Origin of the sequence: Pedosphaera parvula Ellin514, assembly GCF_000172555.1 — a bacterium.
Lineage (GTDB): Bacteria > Verrucomicrobiota > Verrucomicrobiia > Limisphaerales > Pedosphaeraceae > Pedosphaera.
In genome coordinates this window covers 122643-145254 of record NZ_ABOX02000012.1, presented here as the reverse complement: position 1 = coordinate 145254, position 22612 = coordinate 122643, and the positions used below count along the sequence as shown (strand labels likewise).

The window sequence follows — 22612 nt, the reverse complement described above, 5'->3', positions numbered from 1 at the left end:
GCAGCCCCGGAATGCCACCTCCGCTAATGCTTCATGGATTAATGCGCCCAGCGAGCATGCTTTAGACGAACCATCCACGAATGACGTAAACTACCCGCAATAAGGTAATTGTCAGAAATTTAAGCTGGTATTGCGGCAAACGAAGCAGATGGATTAGAGTTTTTGAATGAGCAAAAAGAGCGCGAAGATTGCAGCGTTAATCGAGGCCTGCCGAGGCCAGGAGCTGGATGCACATTACCTCGGTTATTTTGAATGCTTCAATCAAGGTTTGTACTTCGAAGCTCACGATGTCCTGGAAGAACTTTGGCTGGTCGATAGAAAAGGGCCGAATTACTCATTTCATAAGGGTATGATTCAGCTTGCCGGCGCCTTTGTGCATCTACAGAAAAACCGGCTCAAGCCTTCGGCTGCACTGTTCAAATTGGCTCAAGCCAATCTGCAAAAATATCCGGCAGTGCATGAACGACTGGACTTGTCAGTTGTACTGCAACTCATTGAAGATTGGGTTTATAAACTCGAAGCCGCGAACTTCAGCAGCAATCCTTTAAACTCGACCAGTTCGCCCAAGCTATATCTTACGGGTTCCGTGAAGATTCAGTAGCCACATAAAATTGTTGACGTGACGCTTCGTGTTATGGTAATTTCTGAATAGACAGAAATAGGTGAATATGCCTGCTCTATCAACAGTTCAACAAAAGTTCATCCTCCATTGGGGGGAGATGGGCACTCGCTGGGGCATCAATCGCACTGTGGCGCAAATTCATGCTCTGCTCTACATCTCACCCAAACCCTTGCACGCTGAAGATATCGCCGAAACCCTGTCAGTGGCTCGTTCGAATGTGAGCACCAGCCTTAAGGAACTTCAAGGGTGGGGTATCATTCGAATGGTTCATGTCCTGGGGGATAAGAGGGATCATTTCGAGTCGATGAAGGATGTGTGGGAAATGTTTCGCCTGGTTTTGGACGAGCGGAAGCGGCGGGAAATCGACCCGACTCTCGCCATGCTGCGCGAGTGTATCGCCGAAAGTGAGCAGGAGAAGGAAAAGGACCCGTACACGAAGGAACGGCTCAGGGAGCTTTCCGATTTTTTCGAGACCACCAGCAATTGGTACACGCAGATTCGCCAATGGCCAGCCAGTGCACTGGCAAAGTTCGCCAAACTGGGTGATAAAGGGTTAAAGCTTTTGGGATTATCCGCGAAGTAAAATTTTTTACGAAAGGATTTCTGTGAATACGGAAATTACAGAAAGATATAAAGGGTGGGTGGTTTACGATGCTGATTGTGCTTTGTGCCGCACATGGGCGGGACGCACCTATCGAATTCTCCGAGGTCGCGGTTTCAGGCTCGTTCCTTTTCACGTGGAATGGGTTCGAAAGGAACTCGGGCTGAAGGAAGGCCAACTGCCGGATGAAATGCGGTTGCTTAATCAAGATGGGAAAAACATCGGTGGAGCGGATGCAGTGGTTGAAATCGCGCGAACGATTTGGTGGGCATTTCCTATTTATGCAGTTTCACGCTTTCCAGGTATGCTCCTGGCTTTTCGCACCATTTATCGAACATTGGCGAAACGTCGCAACTGCATAGGCAAGGTTTGCAGACTCCCACAGCACGATGCAAAGCATGCCCCAGAGCACAGCATCACCAGTGCATTTTTCGAATTACCATGATCCATCTCGCCGCGCGGATCAACCCGATCCAATACCGTTGGCGACTTGGACGCAAGGTGCAGATTCAGAGGGATTGATGCTCACGTGGCGGCTAGTTCAAATGACTTATGGACATGTCCAGTTCCAATCTTGAGGTTGCCCTTCAAATTGCAGCCGCGATGCAGCTTGGGATTGCGATATTGAACCTGTTCCTGGTTCGCCTAATCAAATGGAAGGTCGAATTGGGCAGGATGCCGTTACTCATTCGTGAGGTTTTTCATGTGCACTCATGGTTTATCTCTGTCACGCTCACGATCTTTGCGGTGATGACACTTCGCTTTGCAGGAGAAATGAGCAGTCACGTGGCAAACTCGGTTTACAGGTGGCTGGCAGGCTGCATCGGCATCTTTTGGGGGTTCAGGACTATTCTGCAAGTGGCTTACTATAGTTCGAGCCACTGGAGAGGAAATATCCGGCGCATCTGGATTCATATCGCCTTGTTGTTTATGTATGGCGGGTTTGCGGTCGCCTATTTGATATCTGCTTTTGGAGTAATCAAATGAAGGACGAAACTTATGAAAGCCACTCTCAATCGGGAAGAGGGAAGGGGGCCGCAAGGTGAAGATGCGAGACAAAGGTTGCTGTCCAGGCGAGGTGAACCATTATTCTACAGCGATTGGTTAAGGCCGTTGTTCATCCACTATGAAGTGGATCCTGAAGTGCTGCAAAGAGAGGTGCCATTTCCCCTGGATTTGCGGGATGGCAAAGCGTACGTGAGTGTGGTGGCATTTACGATGGCAAGACTCCGCCCCGTGTTTGGAGGAAAGATTGCAGAGTTGGCGTTTCTGCCAATTGCCTCGCATGGCTTGCTGAATGTAAGGACGTATGTGCAGCATGAGGGAGAGCGCGGCATTTACTTCCTGTCCGAGTGGATTCCCAACCGACTAAGCGTGGCGCTCGGTCCAAGGACATTTGGCTTGCCATTTCTGTCGGGGAAACTCAGCTATTTGCACCATCATGAGAGTGGGATGGTCCAAGGTGAAGTAACATCCAATAAGAACTGCTTCGCGTACGCTGCAACATTTGATTCGGAAGTTAAATTCGATCTTTGCGCGCCTGGGTCATTGGATGAATTTCTCGTTGAAAGGTACACAGCTTTCACATGCGTCAAAGGGAAGAAGAGATTCTTCAGGATTTGGCATCCGCCATGGTCGCAAAAAAGGGTGAATGTATCGGTTCTCGAAGAGGGCCTGTTAATGAACAAATGGTCTTGGTTTAAGGGAGCAAGTTTAGTGGGAGCGAATTATTCGGAAGGTGCCAAAGCGGTGTGGATGGGACGACCGCATCGAATCCATTAGGATTCTGTTGTGAGGAACGCGATGGTCACAACAAAAGGGCCAACTTTGAAAGCGGCGTTTTCTTGTTAAAATTAGACTAGCTCCTGCTTATTTGTTTGATTATTCTCCTGCAAAAGCCATTCCTAGGGTGCGCTTCAAGTATCGATTAATTCGATACCTGCGACAGTTTTATGAATTAACACCCCAGGCATGATTTTGGTATTCTGTTCAAAGAGTTACAGTCGCAAAATGTTCAAGCTTGAGAACAGAACTATCGGGGCGTTTGGTTTCTTGATTTATGCTGTGGTTTCAACAGACATTCGGGCCATCAATGCAAGTGAGTCAACTCACTTGGATCTTGATTGCCAGTTATTTTCTGGGGTGTATCGCAACGGGCTTTTACTTGGTGCGCATCCGCATCGGCAAGGATGTCCGGGAAATGGGTAGCGGAAACATTGGTGCCAGAAATGTTGGTCGTGTCCTGGGCTCATCTGGGTTTTGGATAACCCTGGTGGGAGATTTTGCGAAGGGGGCGGCAGCAGTCTGGGTGGCCAGATACTTTACCGCAGATAACCATGTAACGGCACTCGCGATGCTTGCCGCGGTTCTTGGTCATGTCTGGCCAATTCAGCTAAGATTTCGTGGTGGAAAGGGGATTGCGACTTCCTTGGGTGCACTCGCGGTTTGCGATTTCCATCTGGCTCTTACTTTTGTTGGTTTGTTCGCGGTTATTTATCTCATCCTGCGCCGCACCACTCTCGGCGGCCTGGTAGCTTTCGCCTGTCTCCCCCTGGCCAGCATGTTTATGGATCATGATCCGCTGAAAGTTGTGTTGATTTCGATATTGGCGGGCCTCGTCCTGTTGGCACACCGAAAGAATTTGGTAGAGGAAATCACTTCCTTCGTATTACGCCGAAACCCCGAAACGAAAGCGGATCAACCAATCAAATAACCTCATGGAAACGCGCGCTCCACTTATTTTCAAGATCGCCAACGAGGACTGGGAAATTGATCTGATCCATCAACTCAATTACAAGACATTCGTCGAGGAAATCCCACAACATGCCCCTTCCGCGAGTCAACGGTTGGTGGATAGGTTTCATGCGGAGAATACTTATTTGATTTGCCTGAGCGGTCGAAAACTAGTGGGAATGCTGGCGGCTCGCGCCAACCGCCCGTTTTCACTCGACCAAAAGATGAGCAATCTGGACTCCTACCTGCCACTTAATCGATCTCTTTGCGAAATTCGCCTCTTGTCCGTCGATAAGAAATACCGAACCGGCCAGGTGTTTCAGGGTTTGCTGTCCTTAATATGGCAACATTTTGTGGAGAACGGCTATGACATGGGAATCATCTCTGGGACCACCCGGCAATTGAAGCTATACAAGCACCTGGGTTTTATTCCTTTTGGACCTTTGGTTGGTCCTGAAGGAGCCCAGTATCAACCGATGTATTTGAGCATCGAGTCGTTTGAGGCTGGCGTTCGAGAATTTCTTAGTGCGCGGGCGCCACGCCACGTCCAACGTCCAACGGTGAATTTTCTGCCGGGACCTGTTGCCCTCAGTCGAAACGTCCGCAGGGCTTTTGAAGCGGCGCCCGAGTCACACCGTTCCGAAGGCTTTGTAACGGACTTTCAAGCGACCAAACAGATTCTTTGCGAGCTTACCGGCGCGAAGAATATGGAAATTCTTCTCGGTTCAGGCACTTTAGCCAATGACGCAGTGGCAGCTCAGTTGTCCCTGGAGCAAAAGCCCGGCCTGATCGTCACTAACGGTGAGTTTGGTGAAAGATTGGTGGATCATGCGCGGCGTCAAGCGTTGGATTTTGAGTTGGTGCAATATCCTTGGGGGAAATCATTCGACTTGGAACTCATCAAACAGCGTATCGCCGCGGTTCATCCGAGTTGGCTATGGTGTGTTCATTGTGAAACCTCTGCCGGTTTGGTAAACAACCTAGAAGCGTTGAAGCGGATTTGTGCGGAACACAACGTGAAGCTCTGCGTGGATGCGATTAGTTCGATTGGCACGCTGCCCGTAAACCTTGAAGGAGTGTTTCTTGCCTCCTGCTCGAGCGGCAAGGGATTACGATCATTCCCTGGCTTGGGAATGGTTTTCTTTAATCATCAAATTGAACCTTCCACCAAATTGCCTCGTTACCTCGACTTGGGATTATATGCGAAGAACCTGGGAGTGGCTTTCACACACTCATCCAATTTGCTCTATGCCTTAAATGCCGCGGTCAAAAAGGTCAATTGGGCCGAGCGATTTTCTCTACTAAGTCAAACCTCAGCATGGCTGCGGAGCAAATTGAAAGAAATTGGATTCAACCTCCTGGCGGAAGATCATGAGGCTTCTTCCGCAGTGGTTTCAATCTCACTTCCGTCGCAGATCAATTCTTTAAAAGTAGGTGCACAACTTCAGGAAGCCGGGTTCCTGTTAAGCTACAATAGCGACTATTTGCGAAGGCATAATTTGATTCAGATTTGCATCATGGGCGAGTTTACCCAGGAAAAGTTGGTCTCACTGCTGAACCATCTGAACCGAATTTGTTTCCGCCGGACGCAATCCACGCCAACTCCGAACGTTCCGATTGCCGGGAGTTAGAACTGGCCAGGCTTAAGTCTTCATCGGCCATTGGCCTTGCAGCATGGCTTTGTACCCCCCTGCCAGCGAATAGACATTCTTGTAGCCCATCTTCTGGGCATTGTCTGCGGACATGATGGAACGAAAGCCGCCGCCACAATACATGATCAGCTCTGTATTCTGATCGGGAATGGCTTTCTCGATATCACGTTCCAGAATGCCTTTTCCCAGGTGCATCGCTTCAGCAGCATGCCCTTTCTGCCATTCGGAATCCTCACGCACGTCGATAAGGACGGCCTTGGGATTTTTCGCAAGGCGTTCGCGGGCCTGCTCGATGGTGATTTCTTTGACGCGTGGTTGCGCCTCGTTAACGATCTTCAAGAACCCAGGTGAATGATCCATGGATAAAAGTTAATGAGTGGACCACAGAGGTCAAATGAATTTCCAATTGCCTGGAGGACACGTAAACCGCTTACTCATACGGTGTCTGGAACAAAGTCGAACGGAATTATTACCAGCTGGTTGATGCTGGCGGTATTTTTGTGGGGTGCGAGCAATGCAGGAAGCAAGTTCGTCCTCGCTTCGTGGCCGCCAATCTGGGTTGGAACCACACGATTTTTGTGTGCGGGATTATTGATGCTCGCCATTTTACGCTGGACCACGTGGCTAGGAGTTCCCAAACCGATTAAACCCGCGTTGAAGCGGGATTTGTGGCTGCGGGGGGGATTGAGTCTGGCGATTTACATTGTCGCATTCAATTGGGCCATGCAACTTACGTCGGCCTCACACGTCGCCTTATATCTCGGAGCTTCTCCAGTTTGGGCACTTCTTTGGGAGGAAAGGCCGTCCAGAAACTGGCGGTCTGCTCAAAGATATGGGGCTACCCTGCTGGCTTTGAGCGGGGTAGTGGTCTTGGTATGGCCATCCTTGAAGTTTGGCAACACCAGGTTGGGCGGTGAAATGCTTGGGTTGACTGCCAGCATCATGTGGGCAAATTATGGTCGTCAGGGACGAGTTTTGGCTGCCTCGCTTACCGGTGCCGAAGTGAGCGCGCATACCATGTGGCGGGCTGGTTTGCTGCTGCTTCCACTGGCTTTAATTGAAATCTTCGGGCGCGAACTGGTCTGGCGGGCAGATTTGGTGCTCGTGCAGACTTATTGTTTTGTGGGTGGCGGCGTGTGTGCCTATGCACTTTGGAACAACGCACTCATGCACTGGCCGACGAGCCGGGTTTTTTTGTTTAACAATTTAATTCCCCTCAGTACGATGTCATGGGCTTATTTCTGCCTCAACGAACCATTCACCAAAACCTTTCTGGAAGCCATGGTTTTGATCGTGAGCGGAGTCGTTTTAGGCCAGGTGAAATGGGAGAAAGTAATGGGACGATGGTGGGCTCCCATGGATTAATGATTACCACGAAATACCAAAGGACGAATCATGGATATAAGAAACATTGCAGAAATGCAGGCGTTCAAAACCAAGGATGGATCGGAAATCCGGGAACTCCTGGCTTACCGGAATTCAATCATCAAAAATCAAAGTCTGGCAGAGGCGCGTGTTCCGGTAAATCAAAGTACGCAGGAGCATTATCACTCCAAGGCAGAAGAAATTTATTTTATTACATCGGGCGTTGGAAGGATCCGGATTGAAAACGAAGTCCGGGACGTGAAGGCGGGCGACGCGATCGCCATTCCGCCGGGGCAAAAGCACAAACTTTGGAATACGGGCCAGGAAACGCTCAAACTGCTCTGCTGCTGCGCTCCGGCATATGAGCATAGCGACACAATCATAACGGAGCCTTAGGATTGCCTGTTATTTTGTGAGTTGACCAGAAAGCGCTCGAACACTTTACTCCTGCCATGCGATTCTTGATATTTCTGTTACTTTTAGGTGGCATGCTTGTCACTGGATGTGCTGGAAGGAGAGCAGGCAAGGCTCCCGAGGGAACCCTGGGAACTGCCTATCCGCGGAAACCGAATGAAAAATTTATCGTAACCCCCGAGAACATGATGACGGGACGGGTCGCGATGGTAGGGGAGAATGCCCGATATGCAGTGCTTAGTTTTCCAGTTGGCACCATGCCAGCGAACGACACACGCTTGAGTGTCTATCGCCGTGGACTGAAAGTTGGAGAAGTAAAAGTAACCGGGCCACAACAACAGGAAAACATCGTTGCTGACATCGTCAATGGTGAAGTGCAACCAGGAGACGAACTGAGGGGGAATTGATTGCTTGAAAAGACGGTGCGCATGGCCAGCTTGAAATAAAACCATGCGTTCCGAGGCAGCTTAGGCTTCCGGTTATTTATGGGCGCCTGTGGCTTTGGCAGTTCCCTGTTTTTGGTAGGGAGAGTGGAGGTTAAAATAGATTCCACACAAGGGACGTTCTTCGTCCGTCTGGCTGAGAATGATCGTTACCTGCCGGTCCAGAGCAATTCCATGCCGGAGAGTGGGGCCGCGAGTTTCATAAGCCTTAATGGCTTTTTGCATGAGCGAATACAGTGACTCTTCAAATTTGTCCGGCGTTTTATCTATGCATATGATGTACTTTTCATATGCCTTGAGAGCTTCTGCTAATTCAGTTCTGAACATTTCAACGGTCACAACGATATTTTACCGTGATCTGGCAAAAGTTAAATCTAAAAGTTGAAGCCGAACGCCAATCTAGACCTCACCGTTTTGCTTGGTCTCCCTGGTATCCTTGGTAGCCCTGGCACGCGGACCAAATAAGGCGGTACCGATGCGAACAATGGTGGCGCCTTCTTCAATGGCTATTTCGAAATCGCCGCTCATCCCCATGCTCAGATGCGGCAACGGCGCACCAAGAATTTTTTCGCATTCTTCCTTTAGCAGGCGGAGTTTCTGGAAGATGGGGCGCACTTTCTCGGGCTCAGGAGTCCACGGGGCAATGGTCATCAGGCCGTGAATTTCAATTTTGTGCAGCGCATTGATCTGGAGGAGTTCCGAAAGCAATTGGTCAGGCCGGTAGCCAAATTTGCTCGACTCGCCCGCAATGTTGACTTCCAACAATATGGGCATTGTTTTGGCTGACTTGTCAGCCCATTTATCGATTTCCTGAGCCAGGGCAAGGCTATCGACACTTTGGATCATCTGAAAGAAGTGGACTGCATCACGGCATTTATTGGATTGCAAATGACCGATCATATGCCAGCGGAGATTGGCGGGACATTGTCCGATTTTTGCCTTGGCTTCCTGCACTTTATTTTCGCCAAAGAGAGTTAATCCCAGTTTGCTGGCTTCCCGGATGGCAGCCGGCAACTGCCCCTTGCTGACTGCTTGAAGTGTAACCGTCTCCGGCTGCCGTCCGGCCCTTTCACAAGCAGCGTTGATTCGTTGTTGAATTTTTTCCAGGTTTTCAGCTAAAGCCATGATGAAATTAAGCCATAGAATGGAGCGGTGGAAAACAAGGAATTTTCCGGGTAAATCCGGAAGGCATGGCGTTGCAAGAATTTGTGGAGATAGGTAAAACAGGAGAACTATGGCGAAAAACTATTGGCTCGTAAAACAGGAACCCGAGGCTTATTCCTGGACAACCTTCGTGAAGGACGGAAAAACCGCTTGGACCGGGGTAAGAAATTTTCTGGCTCGCAATAATCTTCGATCCATGAAAAAAGGGGATTTCGTGCTTTTTTACCATAGCGTCAGTGAGAAGCAGGTTGTGGGGTTGGCCAAAGTGGAAAAGGAAGGCTATGCCGATCCAACTGCGACGGAGGGAGATTGGGTCGCGGTGGACTTGGTTCCCGTAAAAACTTTAGGAAAACCGGTGACCCTCGAGGTTATTAAAGCGGATAAAATTTTGAAAGATATGCTGCTTGTCCGTCAGTCGAGATTGTCGGTCACTTCCTTAAATAAAGAACAGTTTGAGCATCTGATGAAGCTGGCTGAAACCAAATGCTAGCCGATACGATTAACAAAGGCATTTCTGGTTTATTCTTTGAGATTGGACGTGTTGGCTTTAACGACCATGACAGTCTTCATTTTCCGGCGAAGGCCCATTCCTGATCATTGATGGAGGAATAATCCGGGACTGAATGCCGATATGGCCATCTGCTTTACGAAGCTAATGCTTGGACTTCGAAAGGCTTTTTGGTAGAAAATTACCATTCATGAAAAAGCCGAAGAGACTTGACCCACATAGTGAAGAGTTTTTGCATCTGCTGATGCGGCGGCAACTCACACTTTCAGTTGCTTGTGGAGCTGCCTTTCTGATGGCGCTGCTCGGACTGCCATTGCTCAATTACTTTTATCCGGAATTGATGGCAACACGCATGGCAGGTTTCACGCTGACCTGGCTCATTCTCGGAATTTTGTTCTTCCCATTCGTGTGGGTAATCGCCTGGGTGTTCATCAAACGTTCCATTTCGTTGGAGCAGAGTGAAGTTACGGCGATTGAAAAGGCGAAACTCAAGTATCCGGTCGAACAGGAAGAGGAAGTGCAGGAACACAGATTATGAACCTTATGCTCGCCATGGTGGTCGATCCCTGGATTCTGATCTTTTCGCTCGTAACTGTGCTGGTAACCGTCGGCATGGGATTTTGGTCTGCGAAGAAATCAAAGACGGCCAGTGACTTCTTTGTGGCTGGACGGTCGGTTTCCGTAGGTTGGAATGCTTCCGCCATATCCGGAGAGTATCTCTCTGCAGCTTCATTCATGGGCGTGGCAGGCATGGTGATGAAAAATGGTTACGATGCCCTCTGGTATCCGGTGTGCTATGCCTGTGGTTATCTCTTTTTGTTGCTCTTTATTGCCGGTCCATTGCGAAGGTTCGGAGCGTATACCATTCCGGACTTTGCTGAAGGCAGATATGACTCACCGGTATTTCGTAAAATCGCTGTCATCTTCGTTCTCTTTATTGGGTTCTTCTACACCATGCCACAGATGAAGGGTGCAGGGACGACGCTCTCGTACATTTTCCCCGGATTGGATTACAAGGTGGGAGTCATTGTGGTGGGAGCCGTGATCACGATAAACGTGGCCCTTGGTGGAATGAAGGGGATAACCCTGGTGCAGGCGGTTCAGTATTGGATCAAGATGTTTGCGATTTGCGTGCCCGTTTTTGTGTTGATGAGTGTGTATGGATTTTACGGAAGCCAAATTTCCGTTAATGGTCCTGAGCTGCCCGCAAAGGATAAGCTTCTCAATGTCGCGCCCAAAGATACCGATGGTCCAGAATTGTTGCGACGGGCTGAAGCGACTCACCGTGTAGAGAAATGGCAGGTATATCCGGAGAGAAAAGCACTCCCAGAGAAGGCCCCAAGAGACGATGCCTGGTTGAATCCGTTTGGATCTCTGACCACCAAAGCGGTGAAGACGGCTTCGGCTGCGATTACACCCGATGCCAGTCAGTTCAAACAGGTGCCTACGAAACCAGGTGTTACACCGGAGGAAGTAGGGCTGTTTGATCTCGGTAAAATGGACGCCAAGCAGGCACTGGCGATTTATGGTGAGTTGACCGGGCGCACTTTATTACCCCGCGATAATCCACATCAGGAAAAGCTCGACCAAAAACTGGATGGTCAACTTACCCAATGGAAGGACCTGGCACCTCTAAATCTGGGCCTGCAATCGAACGCAAAGAAACCGACCACCGGAACCGAATTCAAAACGTTAGTGGACGAAGCTTTTGGAAAGCTCGGTTTAAGTTTCGTGCCAGTCGAAGAAAATTTCTTCAGGATAGTAAAGACCAGCGAGATGGAGCAATACAAGGCAGCCTTGACGAAACAGGTGCAGCAGGAATGGTTCGACAATCATCAAAGGCCCTATTCACTACTCTACACTTACTCACTGATTATCGCCTTGGTCTGTGGGACCGCAGGTCTGCCGCACATCCTCGTGAGATTTTATACAAATCCTGATGGAGTCGCCGCAAAACGCACCACCATGTGGGTGATGATTTTGATCGGGGTGTTTTATGTGTTTCCGCCGGTGTTCGGAGTTCTGGGAAGGAATTTATTGCCTGAGCTTTACTCTGCCGTGGGGGCAAAGGGGACGGACAAAGTCGTTTTGGAGTTGCCCAGTTTATTGAACCAGAAATATCCAGGTCTAGGTTCCATTCTGAGTGGGATTACCTGTGCCGGAGCCTTTGCGGCATTCATGAGCACTTTCAGCGGACTGCTGGTCTCGATGACTGGCGCTTTGGCGCATGATGTTTATGGGCGCATTCTCAAGCCACAATCCACAGCGGAGCAAAGACTCAAGGCTTTCAAAGTATGTGCCGTGATTATTGGCATCATAGCCATCCTGCTGGGAACGCAGGTCGAGAAATTCGACATTAATTTCATGGTGGGACAGGCGTTTGCAATTGCCGCAGCCAGCTATTTTCCGTTGCTCTTTCTAAGCACCTGGTGGCGTGGGATGACGATGAAAGGCGCAGCCTGTGGAATGTTGGGTGGCGGACTGCTGGCCTTGGGCGGCATTTCACTGACCAGCTTTAGCGATCTGAAGTTGCTGCCGTTGGAGCACTACTGGCAGGCCAATCCATTGATTAGAATCCTGTGCGAGCAACCAGCTATATGGGCTGTTCCTTTGGCGATTGGATTGATGATTATTATTTCAAAGCTGACCAGCAAAGATGTCCCGAAAGATATCCGCATGAAAATGCTGGTTTTGCACGCTCCCGAAAAACTTGGGCTGAAGCAGGAATACATACAGGACCAGCAGATGCACTGAGCGGGCGATGACCGAAGCGCTATCTCTTCTGTGTTGAAAAAGTTTCCTGAATGGATTCCCCGAGCGCACGCACCATGGTCCGCGCTTGAGACAATGTGCTGCAATAGGGAGGCATCAGGACGACCACGCTCCCGATTGGACGTGTGAGCACACCTCGTTTAGCCATGGCTTCGCAGACTCGAATGCCGGCACGTTCGCGAAGATGAAATTGTTCCCGGGTGGTCCAATCTTTTACCAACTCAATGCCAGCCACCAAACCGACCTGGCGAATATCACCCACTTGTGGAAGCGACCAAAGTTTTTGCAATTCCACGCGCAAGGTCTCTTCAAGTCTCTGCCTTGCCAAAAGGCTTTGCTTGCTTTCCAAGACATCCAAGCTGGCTAAAGCGGCAGCAGCACCGAGTTGATTGCCCGTAAAACTGTGGCCGTGAAAAAACGTTTTAAACTCTGAATAATCGCCCAGGAAGGCATCAAATACCGCCTGGGTGGTGAGCGTGGCTGCCATCGGTAGATAACCGGCGGTCATTCCTTTGGCGACCGCGAGGAAATCAGGTTGAACACTTTCCTGGTGGCTGGCGAAGAGCGAACCGGTGCGTCCGAAACCAGTCATGACTTCATCGGCAACAAGTTGAGCACCGTGGCCACGAACAATCTCAGCAACACGGCGGAGCCAGCCCGTGGGTTGGGGAATCATTCCAGCAGCGCCTTGCATCAGCGGTTCAACAACCATGGCGGCGTAGGGATTCCCCGTTTTCTTTTGCGCAGCAAATTGCTCTTCGACGATGCCGGTGCACTCGAAGTTGCACTTACGATAATCCCGCGCATCGGCGCGCTCCGGTTTGGCGCGATTAAATGGACAGCGGTAACAATAGGGAGCCATCACCTTATCCGTTTGAAAGAGGAGGCCTGAATACGCCTTATGAAATAGATCGATATGCCCCACGCTGACCGCACCGACAGTGTCCCCATGATAGGCGCCTTCCAGAGAGAGGAACTTTGGCTTCTTGCTGCGACCGGAACGACGAGCATATTCGTAGGCAAGCTTAAGAGCCACTTCCATGGCAGTGGAACCATCATCTGAATAGAAGATTTTGCTCAGTTTGGGATTTAATAAGGAAGACTTTGAGCTCCCGCGAGGAGCATTGGCGGAGGGTAACGCATTGGCGACGGTTATAAGACGTTGAGCGAGCAGGGAAGCTGGTTCATTGGCGAAACCCAAAGCGGAGGAATGAGAGATTTTTCCTAGTTGCTTTTTAATGGCGGCATTGATCTTTGGATGATTATGGCCATGTAGATTTGTCCAAATGGACGAGTTGGCGTCGAGATATTCCTTTCCTCGCGCGTCCTTGAGAACAACACCGTGGCCAGAAGTGATCACGATCGGCTCCTGTTTCAGCCAATCGCGCATTTGCGTGAAGGGATGCCAAACGTAATCATGATCGAGTTGGGCCAGTTTGTGCATGATTTAGATGGAAAACGCCAACGCCTTGAGGAGCTGTGCAATATCTTCTGTCGTATGACCGGCGGTGAGGGTGACGCGGAGCCTGGCTGAACCACGAGCAACAGTAGGATATCGAATTGCAGGAACAAAAAGCCCTTGTTCGCGAAGTTTGGTTGCCAGGGAGACAGCCTTGACTTCTTCACCAAAGATCAGCGGAACAATGCTGCTGGAGAGAGCCTCAAAATTCCAACCTGCCTTATTGAGCCCCTCCATCAAACGACCAAGAAGTTGTCGCAACCTGGCGCTTCGTTCAGCACCTTCTGAAGACTGCACCAACTGAATGCCGGCTGTCGCAGCAGCGGAGGCCGCAGGAACTGGCGCGGTTGAAAAAATAAAGCTGCGGGCGCGATTGACCAGGTAATCGATAAGCACTTTTGAGCCGCAAATGTAACCGCCGCTGGCCCCAAGAGCTTTTCCCAACGTGCCCATCTGAATTTCAATACGATCTGAGACCATTGCTTCCTCGGCGAGGCCGCGTCGGTTCGGACCAAACAAACCGGTGGCATGAGCTTCATCCACCATGAGCCACGCGCCATATCTTTCTTTCAGCTCGACAATTTCCCGAAGTGGAGCGAGATCACCATCCATGGAGAAAACGCTCTCGGTAACAACTAGTGTTCGTGGGCGCTGAGTTCCAGAAACTACAGAAATGCGTTCATTTGCCCAGCGGAGGATTTCTTCCAGTTCGTTCAGATCATTGTGGGCAAACACGCGGAGCTTGGCGCCGCAGAGGCGTGCGGCGTCCACGATGCAAGCATGAACCAGCTTATCCAAAATAATTACGTCATCCTTCCCGAGCAGAGCGCAAATAGTGCCCACAGCCGCAGCATAACCGGAAGAGAAGGAAAGCGCAGATTCCGTACCCTTGAAAGCGGCAAGGGCTGCTTCCAGTTCGAAATGGGGCGTCAACGAGCCACAGATAAGGCGTGAAGCTCCGGAACCGGCTCCAAACTTTTCAATCGCTTTGATCGCGGCTGCCTTTAAATCTGGATGGTTTGCGAGTCCGAGGTAATCGTTAGACGAAAAGTTCAGGAACGGTTTGCCGTTCAGTTCAATCCGAGGCGATTGAGGTGAATCCACCTGTCGAAGTTCGCGATATAATCCTTGATCGCGAATTTGGTCCAGGCGGCACCGCAATTCATCGTTGAAATCTTTCACGCTATTTATGACTCCCTGGAGTAGGTGTGTCTTGCAAGCCGAGTGGCTGAATAGCCCAACGTCCGTTGATCATACTGCTGGTCACGTCCCCAGGATGTTCCAGAACCGCATCATAAACAGCTGAGGTCCTCCCCGAGTACGGAATGGCAATGAGATCGGCAAAGGCTCCAGCGACGAGTTGACCTGCTTCGCCTTTCATGCCCAAAGCCCTTGCTCCGTTGATGGTGGCCATTTTGAGAATGGTTTCAGGGGACAGGTTGGGGGATGTGGCGGCCAACTCGCGCATTTCTTCGAACATGTTCAGTTCGACGGTTTTCTTGCGACCTTGGTAAACACTGGCCAAGCTGTCAGTGCCGAGGCAAAGGTTCACCCTGGCTGCGGTCAGTTCATGCAAGGGAAAGGCTTGGTGTTTGAAATAAGCATGACTACGGGGGCAATGCACAACACTTACTTTGCGTTTTCCGAGAAGCAGGGCGTCGCCGGGAGCAGTATAATTTACATGGACTGCCAGGAGATTCTCGCATAGGGCACCGGCGCGTTCCATGTGTTGGATGGGTGAGCCGAGGCCGCAGTCAGACATATCGCGTTCATTGCGCGCGAGCCAATCAAAAAGCTGCCCGCGGCGGTGCATGAACATGTCGTACTCCTGGTCGGATTCGGATACGTGAGTCACGACCCGGAGGTGTTTCTGTCTGGTCACTTGGGTGGCAAGATTTAGCAATTTTGGAGCAGTAGAGTAAGGAGAATGGGGCGACAAGCCAACCCGGCAACGATAGATGGGCAGGGAACGAAGCTTCTCCATCGCCGTTTGCACAATTTCCTCCGGAGGACGACGACTTTTTACGCCTGTCATTTCCAGGAAGGAGAAGATGCGCATTGGAGTTGAAGCCCAAACGTCCGGGAGGAGCTCAGGAATGGCCTCAATGTCGCCCACAGTGGTGGTGCCGGTGCGGAGAAGCATCTTTGCCCCCTCGATCCAGGAGAGAGCAAATTCTGAATAGGACCATGTTCCCTTGCCCGCAGTGATTAGTTTGATCCAATCCGTAAACACCTTCGGAGGTGGAAACTGCCCAGCCATGTGAGTGTAATCCAGGTGACAGTGCGCATTGATTAACCCAGGTAAAAGGATGACGTCACCCAAATCAATGGCTCGACGCTGGCTTGTGCGAGAAACATCCTTCCATGGGCCCACGAAGCGGATTCGATGGCCGGAAATGGAAATAGCGCCGTCCTCAATCGGAGGTCTGGAGACAGGAAGGATGGTGCGGGCACGTACGAGCATCTGGAAAAAGTCAATGTGCTCCGCGCAAATTACAGCAGCAAGCAGAGTGGGAGTTGTTGTGCAAAATAGTTCTCAAGAGATTACCGAAAGGGAAAAGGTCAAGTTATCCAAGGCCAGGGAAGTGATGCGGGTAAGGCATCCAACTTCCCCTTTTCCCAAATGAATTATGGACTGCAACTTAAATTTCTGCTTCCTGGCGACTGCGTTTGGTGCGTGAGGCGACCGTATGCTTGCGCGCTTTATGTTTGCTTTGACGCTTACGAATTTGCTGTTCAATTTTTTTGGTAACCAAATCAATGGCGGCGTACATATCGCCTTCAGAATCCTCCGCAAACAAATCAGGTCCTGGGACAGCTAGACGCATGGAACATTTGAACTGACGGTTTACAGCTTTCGTGGAATCGTGGTCCAAAGTAACCCGGGCGTTGATGGCGAAGCGGTCGAAATGCTCGAGTTTATCTATCCGGCTTAAAATATGATTTTCAATGGCTTGAGTCAGGGTCAGATTGTGCGTCGTCAGAATCAATTTCATACCAGTACTTTGCGACGGGAAATGAAGAAAATCCAGCAAAAGTGTTTATCTAATTTTGTTAAAATTATTTTAGAATTCAGAAATAGGGAAACCTTCCAGACTTACACAGCACTGTAAAATGAAAATAGACGCAGTTAATGCGTTTTTTTGAGGCCTACGCGCGGTGAAAAATGTGCGAAAACCTTGAATAAGCCATCGGTTAACATTACATCTTCACCGTGCCAACGAAAGTCATAGCGGTTGCCAATCAAAAAGGCGGGGTGGGTAAAACCACTACTGCGGTCAATTTAGCTGCCTGTATAGCGGCAATGGGAAAAAAGGTTCTACTGTTCGATCTGGACCCCCAGGCCAATGCCACCAGCGGTGTAGGCGTTGAAAAGACGGAGGGCGGCAGTGCTTACAAACCGTTACTGGGCGAAGGCACTTTGTTGGAAAAGGTGCAAAAAACCGCCTATAAAGGATTGGATATCATTCCCGGCGAGGTGGATCTGTGCGCAGTGGACATTGAACTTGCTCGGACGGAGAATTACTTGCTGCGAGTGAGTCAGGCTCTAAAACCGGTTATTGATTCGGGTCGCTTTGACATAATACTTTTGGATTGCCCCCCTTCGCTGGGCATTCTCACCATGAATGCATTTGCTGCTGCGGATGGTCTGTTGGTTCCATTGCAATGCGAATATTTTGCCTTGGAGGGTATTTCCATGGTAAACCGGATTTTAACCCAGTTGCGTGATAATGGCGTAAATGCACGGCTTGAACTGCTCGGGGTGGTCATGACCATGTATGATGGACGGACAAAACTGGCTCAGACCGTCGTCAGCGAGGTGCGGGAACATTTTGGCGACAAGGTTTTTGAAACCATGATTCCGCGCACAACAAAGTTGGCAGAAGCTCCAAGCTTTGGAAAACCGATCATTTACTATGACAAATATAATCCCGCCTCGGCCGCTTATGAATTATTGGCGCAAGAAGTAGCAGAAAGGTTACAAGCTGGAGAGCGAGCGACCGAATAAGGCTTGCTCGCGGGCTTGCAATCGTGGCGGGGAAATGGCCCTATTCCTCTGGACGCGTTCCCTAGATAGTAATACTTTTGAGCAAGTGGTTGGGACGCTGGAAGTTGGGAAATAGAGGAAACAGGCATGCCGGAATCGACGGTTTCTAAAGATTCACAACCTAAATTGGAATTTCGCTCTCCTGAAACTGGAAAGCTGCAGGTTGTGGCATCCGGTGATTGGAAATCAGGAGAGGTCTTTCCTGACGTCGGAGGTGTGTCCAATAAACTCGATGTGGACGAATCGATCCGGGCGCTTTCGTTCGACGTCTCGAAAGTTACCTCGTGGAGCTCTGGACTGATTGGCCTGGTCATGCGGTGCCGGGAACTTGCAATGGAGCGGAAGATCGCATTCGATCAAAGCGGCCTTCCCCAATCCGTGCAACGCCTGATAGTCCTCGCGCTCGCCGTTCCGGAAAAGAAGGACGCCAGATCTCTTCAGACCAGGCCTGGCATTTTTGAGAAGATCGGACTTGGGGTGCTTGGGTTGAGACGTTCCGGGGAAGAAACCCTGAAATTCATTGGGGATTGCACCATTGCATTTCTCGCCCTTGCCAAAAGGAAGGCAAGATACCGGTGGACCGAAGTTTGGTTGATCATGCAGCAGTGTGGACCGGATGCACTTCCAATCGTCGCCTTAATCAATTTCCTTGTCGGAGCGATTCTGGCATTTGTTGGCGCTGTGCAGTTAAGTAAATTCGGAGCTGCCATCTACGTGGCTGATTTGGTGGGAATTGCAACAATGCGGGAAATGGGCGTCATTATGATGGCGGTAATTATGTGTGGTCGGACCGGTGCCGCCTTTGCAGCTCAACTGGGTACCATGAAGGTGAACCAGGAGATAGACGCCTACAAAACCCTGGGGATCTCGCCAATTGAGTTTTTAGTCATGCCCAGGATAATGTGCCTTTGGCTCATGTTTCCAGTTCTCTGCATCTTTGCGGACCTTATGGCCATTGTCGGGGGAGGCGTTGTTGCCCTGGCCATGCTTAATTTCTCGTTCGCAGAATATTGGCAGGAAACTGTGGCAGCGGTCACGTTGACGCATTTCTTCATTGGCATCGTGAAGAGTTTTGTATTCGGCGTACTGGTGGCCATGACATCCTGCCTGCGCGGCATCCAATGCGGGAACGATGCCGCGGCCGTTGGATTGGCCACGACTTCCGCAGTCGTTACGGGAATCACCGTCATCGTCATCGCCGACGCAATTTTTGCAGTGATTTTGAACGTATTCGGAATTTAAACATGGGCGAACAACCAAAAATCGAAGCCAAAGATATGGAACTCCGCTATGGTGCCTATGTCGTGATGCGCGATGTGAACGTCCAGATCAAAAGGGGAGAGATTTTCATCATCATGGGCGGGAGCGGCAGCGGGAAGAGCACGTTGCTGAAAGCGATGACTGGCTTGCTGGAACCTGCGCGAGGAGCGGTTTACTTTGATGGCGTTAATTTCACTGCAGCCCCTCCTGAGCAGCGCAATGAAATGGTTCGACAATTCGGGGTCCTGTTTCAAAGCGGCGCGTTGTGGAGTTCAATGACGTTGGAGGAGAACGTTGCTTTGCCTTTGGAACAATTCACCCGGCTTGCACCGGCGCAAATTAAGGAGATCGTGCGGCTAAAGCTCGCACTGGTCGGGTTGAAGGGTTTTGAAGAGTATTATCCTTCGCAGATATCGGGAGGAATGGCCAAGCGGGCCGGTCTTGCCCGTGCCATGGCCCTGGATGCAGACATTTTATTTCTGGATGAACCGTCGGCGGGTCTCGATCCGATCAGTTCACGACGTTTGGACGAATTGATTCTTCAATTGCGCGACAGCCTGCAGACCACGGTTGTTGTGGTGACTCATGAATTGGCCAGCATTTTTGCAATCGGGGATAACTCCATATACTTGAGTGCCCAGGCGAAGACGGTGACCGCCAGGGGAAATCCCAGGCGATTGCTTGAGGAAACGACCGATCCGGAAGTTAAAGAATTCTTATCCAGAGGTGCAGAAAACCTGGGAAAAAAGGAGGCCGTCTTATGAGCATGAAAGCAAATCCAGCCAAAATCGGCGCATTCGTGGTAGGTGGTTTGGTCCTGCTGGTGGGGACAATCGTCCTCTTTGGATCCGGCAGATTCTTTTCACACCGTGTCCCATTGGTGGTATACTTCTCGGATTCGGTTAATGGTTTGGTGGTGGGTGCGCCGGTAAAATTTAAAGGGGTTCCGGTCGGCACGGTCAAGAGGATACAGATCAAAGTGGACGACACCGGGGAAGCCTCGCGAATTCCAGTGGTAATTGAAATTGATGAGAAGCAGGTGCTCTCAAGCGGGGGCACTTCAGAGATTTTCAAAAATCCAAATTATGTAAAGGACCAGATCAACAAAGGATTGCGAGCCAGCCTGGAGTCAGAAAGTTTCATCACTGGAAAACTTTATATCGCCCTGGATTATTATAAGAACGCAGGGCCGCCACAGTTTGTGCAAAAGGAAGGTCCCTATCAGGAAATCCCTTCCATTTCCACAGGCTTGTCCGAATTCATCAAATCGATTGGTCGCATTGATATTGTGGGAATATCGACGAAACTGGATGAGACACTCACACAACTGAACCAGTTGGTGGGACAATTGCAAGTGAAGCAGATGAGCGAAGGAGTGGTGAAAGTCCTGAATTCCGCCGACAAACTGATCAATTCCAGTGATCTTAAGGATGCCATCATCTCGCTTGGAAAAACCTCTGAGGAGACGCGAAAGGTGCTTACCAGACTGGACCAACAGCTTGATCCTCTTACGACCGGCATTAACACTACAACCGCTGAGGCGACCAAAAGCCTCACCGAACTGCGGCAAACATTGGAACAAATACGCGGCTTGGTGGGGAGCGATTCGCCGCTCATCGGTCAGATAGATGGTGCCCTGCAGGAATTTTCGGATGCCTCGCGCTCGGTCCGTATTTTGTCAGATTATCTTGCACGGAATCCCAAAGCCATTCTTACCGGCAAAAAAGGCTCTGCCCAACTCAATGAACATCCACAAAAATAGTCTCGCAATATTGTTGGTTTTAACAGGCGCATTTGGAACGGGATGCCTGGGCTTGAAACCGACTGCTGATCCCACCAAATTTTATGTGCTCACCAGCGAGCGCGGCAAAGGCGAACTCAAGTCCAGTCGAAACATATCAGTGCAACTCGGCCGCGTTGATTTGGCTTCGTATGTGGAGAATCCTGGGATTCCCGGTACGCAAAGGCGAGAACCAGATCGATTACCTTCAGTATTATAATTGGGCGGAACCCATTCACGCTGGAATTGAGCGGACCATGCGTGAAAACCTTTCCGAGGAGTTGGGAATTTTGGTTGGACGCAATTCGGTTGCGCGGAGTTCAGACGAGAATAACTTTGAAGTGCGCATCAACATCTCACGATTTGAACTGACGGACAAAAACCAAGCCATCGTTTCCGGGGATTGGATGATTTTGCATGGCAACGGTGTCAGAAAAGGACGGGTTGAGTTGCGAAAGAATTTCCCGGGCTCAAAAACCGACGCGGGACCGGGTGTTGCCGCCCTAAGCGGGGCGTTGTCGGAGTTGTGCCAGCAGATTGCCAAAGAAATTCAAGGGCAGTAAGGCATTCCGGGAAAATCAACGCCGTCGAGAACCGGAACGAGAAACGGTGGAGACGAGTTTAGTTTGGCTGGCAGCAAAGATTAAGCGCCATTAACCAACTTTGTCTCGACGAATGGGATACGTTCGCTTCCCGGTGTACATTTCCTTCTCTTTGAGAAGCTTTCTTCTGTGAAGAACAACGTCCACAATTACAAGAATGGCGAAAGCAACGGCGATAAATATGGCAAGCACACAGAGGCCCAACGCGGGATTGTCCTCGAAGTGTCGAAGGATTACTGCAATACGATGTTTAAATGTGTCCACTGTCTTTCTACTACCCCTCCTTAATCAACAAAGAGGGAAGACAAGAATAGCCGCAGCTTTTAGAAAAGGCAATTTGATTGTTAAGAATCTCCTACCAATAATAATTCAGTCCGACAATTTCACCCGGTTTGAGGTTGGAAAAGCGTGCGCAGAGAGTGGTGGCGTACGATCCCTGTCCGCCGGGGGTGGGTTGCGGAGCGCTGAATATCGGTATGGCATCAGCGTTGATTTTGCGCCAGACTGCATTATTAGTGGCCTTTATCCGGGTGGTGGCTGAGGATAGCAAGAGGGTCACCTGGGCAATGTAGTCCTCATCGTTCGGGTAGACGGCTGCGTATGCGTTTGGAGCGAAGTGAAATCCACGGAGCGTACGATCCTGCAAGGGTAAATCCTCCGTAATACGCATCCCGGTGATAATGGTATAAACATCTCCTTTTTCGGCATTGAGCTCCACATTAAAAGTGATCTCATTGTTTTTGAGGCTGATGGGCTGTTGGGGGTTGGAGCCTTGAAAATATTCCAGCTTTTTTCCGAAATGGTTGTGCAGGCTTTCCGTGAAAGAATTGTCTGACGCAGCTACTTTGCGCAACGCACGAATAGTGTAAACATATCGGAAAGTCGTGGTTCTACTCACCGGTTTTTCCTGTGGCAGGTCTTCCATGTCGATGAGGACTGTTGCTGACTCTATGATATAAGGACGATCATGGGTCAAGCCGGAATGAATAGCGGACTTCAGATTTCCAGACTGAAGGCTTTGACTCCAGGCTGGGAGAAGAGGCCAAAGCGGGTCATAGCCCCGCAGGCGGAGCATGAAGCAGGCTGCAAATAAGGTGATCAAGACGGTCAGAACTAACTTTGGCCAGCGGTTCATGTCAGCAGACTAAAGACTTGGAAATCCGTTCGCAAGATGCCACTGATGCGCTGG

26 protein-coding genes are annotated in these 22612 nt (G+C 50.2%); 18 read left to right on the top strand and 8 right to left on the bottom strand.

Annotated features, from left to right (window positions below):
• Positions 1-166 precede the first annotated feature (166 nt).
• The 7 genes from CFLAV_RS11965 to CFLAV_RS11935 all read left to right on the top strand — a co-directional run bounded on the left by CFLAV_RS11965 (position 167) and on the right by CFLAV_RS11935 (position 5587).
• On the top strand, positions 167-601 hold the full coding sequence (locus CFLAV_RS11965) for a DUF309 domain-containing protein (protein ID WP_007414986.1): 435 nt from the start codon (positions 167-169) through the stop codon (positions 599-601).
• A gap of 67 nt (positions 602-668) precedes the next feature.
• On the top strand, positions 669-1205 hold the full coding sequence (locus CFLAV_RS11960; protein ID WP_040548216.1) for a GbsR/MarR family transcriptional regulator: 537 nt from the start codon (positions 669-671) through the stop codon (positions 1203-1205).
• Positions 1206-1227: 22 nt separating this feature from the next.
• Complete coding sequence (locus tag CFLAV_RS11955; RefSeq protein WP_007414984.1) at positions 1228-1668, top strand: thiol-disulfide oxidoreductase DCC family protein; 441 nt, start codon at positions 1228-1230, stop codon at positions 1666-1668.
• A gap of 107 nt (positions 1669-1775) precedes the next feature.
• A complete protein-coding gene (locus CFLAV_RS11950) occupies positions 1776-2210 on the top strand; it encodes a hypothetical protein (protein WP_007414983.1) in 435 nt (144 codons plus the stop codon).
• A gap of 12 nt (positions 2211-2222) precedes the next feature.
• Entirely contained in the window at positions 2223-3005 is a 783-nt protein-coding gene (locus CFLAV_RS32220) for a DUF2071 domain-containing protein (RefSeq protein ID WP_007414982.1), read from the top strand.
• 316 nt (positions 3006-3321) lie between these two features.
• A complete protein-coding gene (locus tag CFLAV_RS11940; protein ID WP_160164565.1) occupies positions 3322-3936 on the top strand; it encodes a glycerol-3-phosphate acyltransferase in 615 nt (204 codons plus the stop codon).
• A 4-nt stretch (positions 3937-3940) separates the two neighbouring features.
• Positions 3941-5587, top strand: a complete 1647-nt coding sequence (locus CFLAV_RS11935; RefSeq protein WP_007414980.1) for an aminotransferase class V-fold PLP-dependent enzyme — start codon at positions 3941-3943, stop codon at positions 5585-5587.
• Between the two features lie 12 nt (positions 5588-5599).
• Here the strand turns inward: CFLAV_RS11935 and CFLAV_RS11930 are convergent, their stop codons facing one another.
• Positions 5600-5968, bottom strand: a complete 369-nt coding sequence (locus CFLAV_RS11930; protein WP_007414979.1) for a rhodanese-like domain-containing protein — start codon at positions 5966-5968, stop codon at positions 5600-5602.
• An 81-nt stretch (positions 5969-6049) separates the two neighbouring features.
• Here CFLAV_RS11930 and CFLAV_RS11925 point away from each other — a divergent pair, with 81 nt between their 5' ends.
• Genes CFLAV_RS11925 through CFLAV_RS11915 form a run of 3 tightly spaced genes read left to right on the top strand, consistent with a single transcriptional unit; the run spans position 6050 to position 7794 of the window.
• Positions 6050-6973: a DMT family transporter gene (locus CFLAV_RS11925; protein ID WP_160164564.1), complete on the top strand. Its 924-nt coding sequence runs from the start codon at positions 6050-6052 to the stop codon at positions 6971-6973.
• A gap of 30 nt (positions 6974-7003) precedes the next feature.
• Positions 7004-7369: a cupin domain-containing protein gene (locus tag CFLAV_RS11920; RefSeq protein WP_007414977.1), complete on the top strand. Its 366-nt coding sequence runs from the start codon at positions 7004-7006 to the stop codon at positions 7367-7369.
• 56 nt (positions 7370-7425) lie between these two features.
• Complete coding sequence (locus CFLAV_RS11915) at positions 7426-7794, top strand: hypothetical protein (protein WP_007414976.1); 369 nt, start codon at positions 7426-7428, stop codon at positions 7792-7794.
• Positions 7795-7866: 72 nt separating this feature from the next.
• Here CFLAV_RS11915 and CFLAV_RS34875 read toward each other — a convergent pair whose 3' ends face one another.
• Together CFLAV_RS34875 and CFLAV_RS11905 are read right to left on the bottom strand one after the other, a co-directional pair.
• Entirely contained in the window at positions 7867-8055 is a 189-nt protein-coding gene (locus CFLAV_RS34875) for a hypothetical protein (protein ID WP_150107375.1), read from the bottom strand.
• Positions 8056-8229: 174 nt separating this feature from the next.
• Complete coding sequence (locus CFLAV_RS11905; protein WP_007414974.1) at positions 8230-8955, bottom strand: YggS family pyridoxal phosphate-dependent enzyme; 726 nt, start codon at positions 8953-8955, stop codon at positions 8230-8232.
• Between the two features lie 109 nt (positions 8956-9064).
• Between CFLAV_RS11905 and CFLAV_RS11900 the strand changes: the two genes are divergently transcribed.
• The 3 genes from CFLAV_RS11900 (at position 9065) to CFLAV_RS11890 (ending at position 12256) form a co-directional block, all read left to right on the top strand.
• Positions 9065-9484 (top strand): EVE domain-containing protein, encoded by a 420-nt coding sequence (locus CFLAV_RS11900; RefSeq protein WP_007414973.1) that lies wholly within the window; start codon positions 9065-9067, stop codon positions 9482-9484.
• A 208-nt stretch (positions 9485-9692) separates the two neighbouring features.
• On the top strand, positions 9693-10040 hold the full coding sequence (locus tag CFLAV_RS11895; protein WP_007414971.1) for a DUF485 domain-containing protein: 348 nt from the start codon (positions 9693-9695) through the stop codon (positions 10038-10040).
• Positions 10037-12256, top strand: a complete 2220-nt coding sequence (locus CFLAV_RS11890) for a solute symporter family protein (RefSeq protein ID WP_007414970.1) — start codon at positions 10037-10039, stop codon at positions 12254-12256. The genes CFLAV_RS11895 and CFLAV_RS11890 overlap by 4 nt, the downstream gene beginning before the upstream one ends.
• A 19-nt stretch (positions 12257-12275) precedes the next feature.
• Here the strand turns inward: CFLAV_RS11890 and bioA are convergent, their stop codons facing one another.
• From bioA to hpf, 4 genes are all read right to left on the bottom strand, one after another.
• Entirely contained in the window at positions 12276-13718 is a 1443-nt protein-coding gene (bioA, locus tag CFLAV_RS11885; RefSeq protein ID WP_007414969.1) for an adenosylmethionine--8-amino-7-oxononanoate transaminase, read from the bottom strand.
• A 3-nt stretch (positions 13719-13721) separates the two neighbouring features.
• Positions 13722-14915 carry an 8-amino-7-oxononanoate synthase gene (bioF, locus tag CFLAV_RS11880; RefSeq protein WP_007414968.1) on the bottom strand — a complete coding sequence of 398 codons (1194 nt, stop codon included), beginning with the start codon at positions 14913-14915 and terminating at the stop codon, positions 13722-13724.
• Between the two features lies 1 nt (position 14916).
• Complete coding sequence (locus tag CFLAV_RS11875) at positions 14917-16197, bottom strand: amidohydrolase family protein (protein ID WP_007414967.1); 1281 nt, start codon at positions 16195-16197, stop codon at positions 14917-14919.
• 178 nt (positions 16198-16375) lie between these two features.
• Positions 16376-16768 carry a ribosome hibernation-promoting factor, HPF/YfiA family gene (gene hpf / locus CFLAV_RS11870; RefSeq protein ID WP_150107374.1) on the bottom strand — a complete coding sequence of 131 codons (393 nt, stop codon included), beginning with the start codon at positions 16766-16768 and terminating at the stop codon, positions 16376-16378.
• 179 nt (positions 16769-16947) lie between these two features.
• On the opposite strand from hpf, the gene CFLAV_RS11865 reads away from it, so the two are divergent.
• From CFLAV_RS11865 to CFLAV_RS11845, 5 genes are all read left to right on the top strand, one after another.
• The gene (locus CFLAV_RS11865) at positions 16948-17742 is read left to right on the top strand and encodes a ParA family protein (protein ID WP_040548204.1); all 795 of its coding nucleotides are present in this window, start codon (positions 16948-16950) and stop codon (positions 17740-17742) included.
• 165 nt (positions 17743-17907) lie between these two features.
• Positions 17908-19023, top strand: a complete 1116-nt coding sequence (locus tag CFLAV_RS11860; protein WP_202796891.1) for an MlaE family ABC transporter permease — start codon at positions 17908-17910, stop codon at positions 19021-19023.
• 2 nt (positions 19024-19025) lie between these two features.
• Positions 19026-19805, top strand: a complete 780-nt coding sequence (locus CFLAV_RS11855) for an ABC transporter ATP-binding protein (protein WP_007414963.1) — start codon at positions 19026-19028, stop codon at positions 19803-19805.
• Entirely contained in the window at positions 19802-20803 is a 1002-nt protein-coding gene (locus CFLAV_RS32215; RefSeq protein ID WP_007414962.1) for an MlaD family protein, read from the top strand. The genes CFLAV_RS11855 and CFLAV_RS32215 overlap by 4 nt, the downstream gene beginning before the upstream one ends.
• A gap of 83 nt (positions 20804-20886) precedes the next feature.
• Positions 20887-21384, top strand: a complete 498-nt coding sequence (locus tag CFLAV_RS11845; protein WP_040548201.1) for a PqiC family protein — start codon at positions 20887-20889, stop codon at positions 21382-21384.
• 394 nt (positions 21385-21778) lie between these two features.
• On the opposite strand, the gene CFLAV_RS11835 is transcribed toward CFLAV_RS11845, so the two are convergent.
• Positions 21779-22558, bottom strand: a complete 780-nt coding sequence (locus CFLAV_RS11835) for a hypothetical protein (RefSeq protein ID WP_007414960.1) — start codon at positions 22556-22558, stop codon at positions 21779-21781.
• Positions 22559-22612 lie beyond the last annotated feature (54 nt).

Coding starts and splice junctions, on each gene's coding strand:
- CFLAV_RS11965 (WP_007414986.1), top strand. CDS start 167: ATGAGCAAAAAGAGCGCGAAGATTGCAGCGTTAATCGAGGCCTGCCGA.
- CFLAV_RS34875 (WP_150107375.1), bottom strand. CDS start 8,055: ATGCAAAAAGCCATTAAGGCTTATGAAACTCGCGGCCCCACTCTCCGG.
- CFLAV_RS11835 (WP_007414960.1), bottom strand. CDS start 22,558: ATGAACCGCTGGCCAAAGTTAGTTCTGACCGTCTTGATCACCTTATTT.
- CFLAV_RS11855 (WP_007414963.1), top strand. CDS start 19,026: ATGGGCGAACAACCAAAAATCGAAGCCAAAGATATGGAACTCCGCTAT.
- CFLAV_RS11845 (WP_040548201.1), top strand. CDS start 20,887: ATGTGCTCACCAGCGAGCGCGGCAAAGGCGAACTCAAGTCCAGTCGAA.
- bioA (WP_007414969.1), bottom strand. CDS start 13,718: ATGCACAAACTGGCCCAACTCGATCATGATTACGTTTGGCATCCCTTC.
- CFLAV_RS11900 (WP_007414973.1), top strand. CDS start 9,065: ATGGCGAAAAACTATTGGCTCGTAAAACAGGAACCCGAGGCTTATTCC.
- CFLAV_RS11895 (WP_007414971.1), top strand. CDS start 9,693: ATGAAAAAGCCGAAGAGACTTGACCCACATAGTGAAGAGTTTTTGCAT.
- CFLAV_RS11950 (WP_007414983.1), top strand. CDS start 1,776: ATGGACATGTCCAGTTCCAATCTTGAGGTTGCCCTTCAAATTGCAGCC.
- CFLAV_RS11905 (WP_007414974.1), bottom strand. CDS start 8,955: ATGGCTTTAGCTGAAAACCTGGAAAAAATTCAACAACGAATCAACGCT.
- CFLAV_RS11960 (WP_040548216.1), top strand. CDS start 669: ATGCCTGCTCTATCAACAGTTCAACAAAAGTTCATCCTCCATTGGGGG.
- CFLAV_RS11875 (WP_007414967.1), bottom strand. CDS start 16,197: ATGCTCGTACGTGCCCGCACCATCCTTCCTGTCTCCAGACCTCCGATT.
- CFLAV_RS11890 (WP_007414970.1), top strand. CDS start 10,037: ATGAACCTTATGCTCGCCATGGTGGTCGATCCCTGGATTCTGATCTTT.
- CFLAV_RS11935 (WP_007414980.1), top strand. CDS start 3,941: ATGGAAACGCGCGCTCCACTTATTTTCAAGATCGCCAACGAGGACTGG.
- CFLAV_RS11930 (WP_007414979.1), bottom strand. CDS start 5,968: ATGGATCATTCACCTGGGTTCTTGAAGATCGTTAACGAGGCGCAACCA.
- CFLAV_RS11920 (WP_007414977.1), top strand. CDS start 7,004: ATGGATATAAGAAACATTGCAGAAATGCAGGCGTTCAAAACCAAGGAT.
- CFLAV_RS11915 (WP_007414976.1), top strand. CDS start 7,426: ATGCGATTCTTGATATTTCTGTTACTTTTAGGTGGCATGCTTGTCACT.
- CFLAV_RS32215 (WP_007414962.1), top strand. CDS start 19,802: ATGAGCATGAAAGCAAATCCAGCCAAAATCGGCGCATTCGTGGTAGGT.
- CFLAV_RS32220 (WP_007414982.1), top strand. CDS start 2,223: ATGAAAGCCACTCTCAATCGGGAAGAGGGAAGGGGGCCGCAAGGTGAA.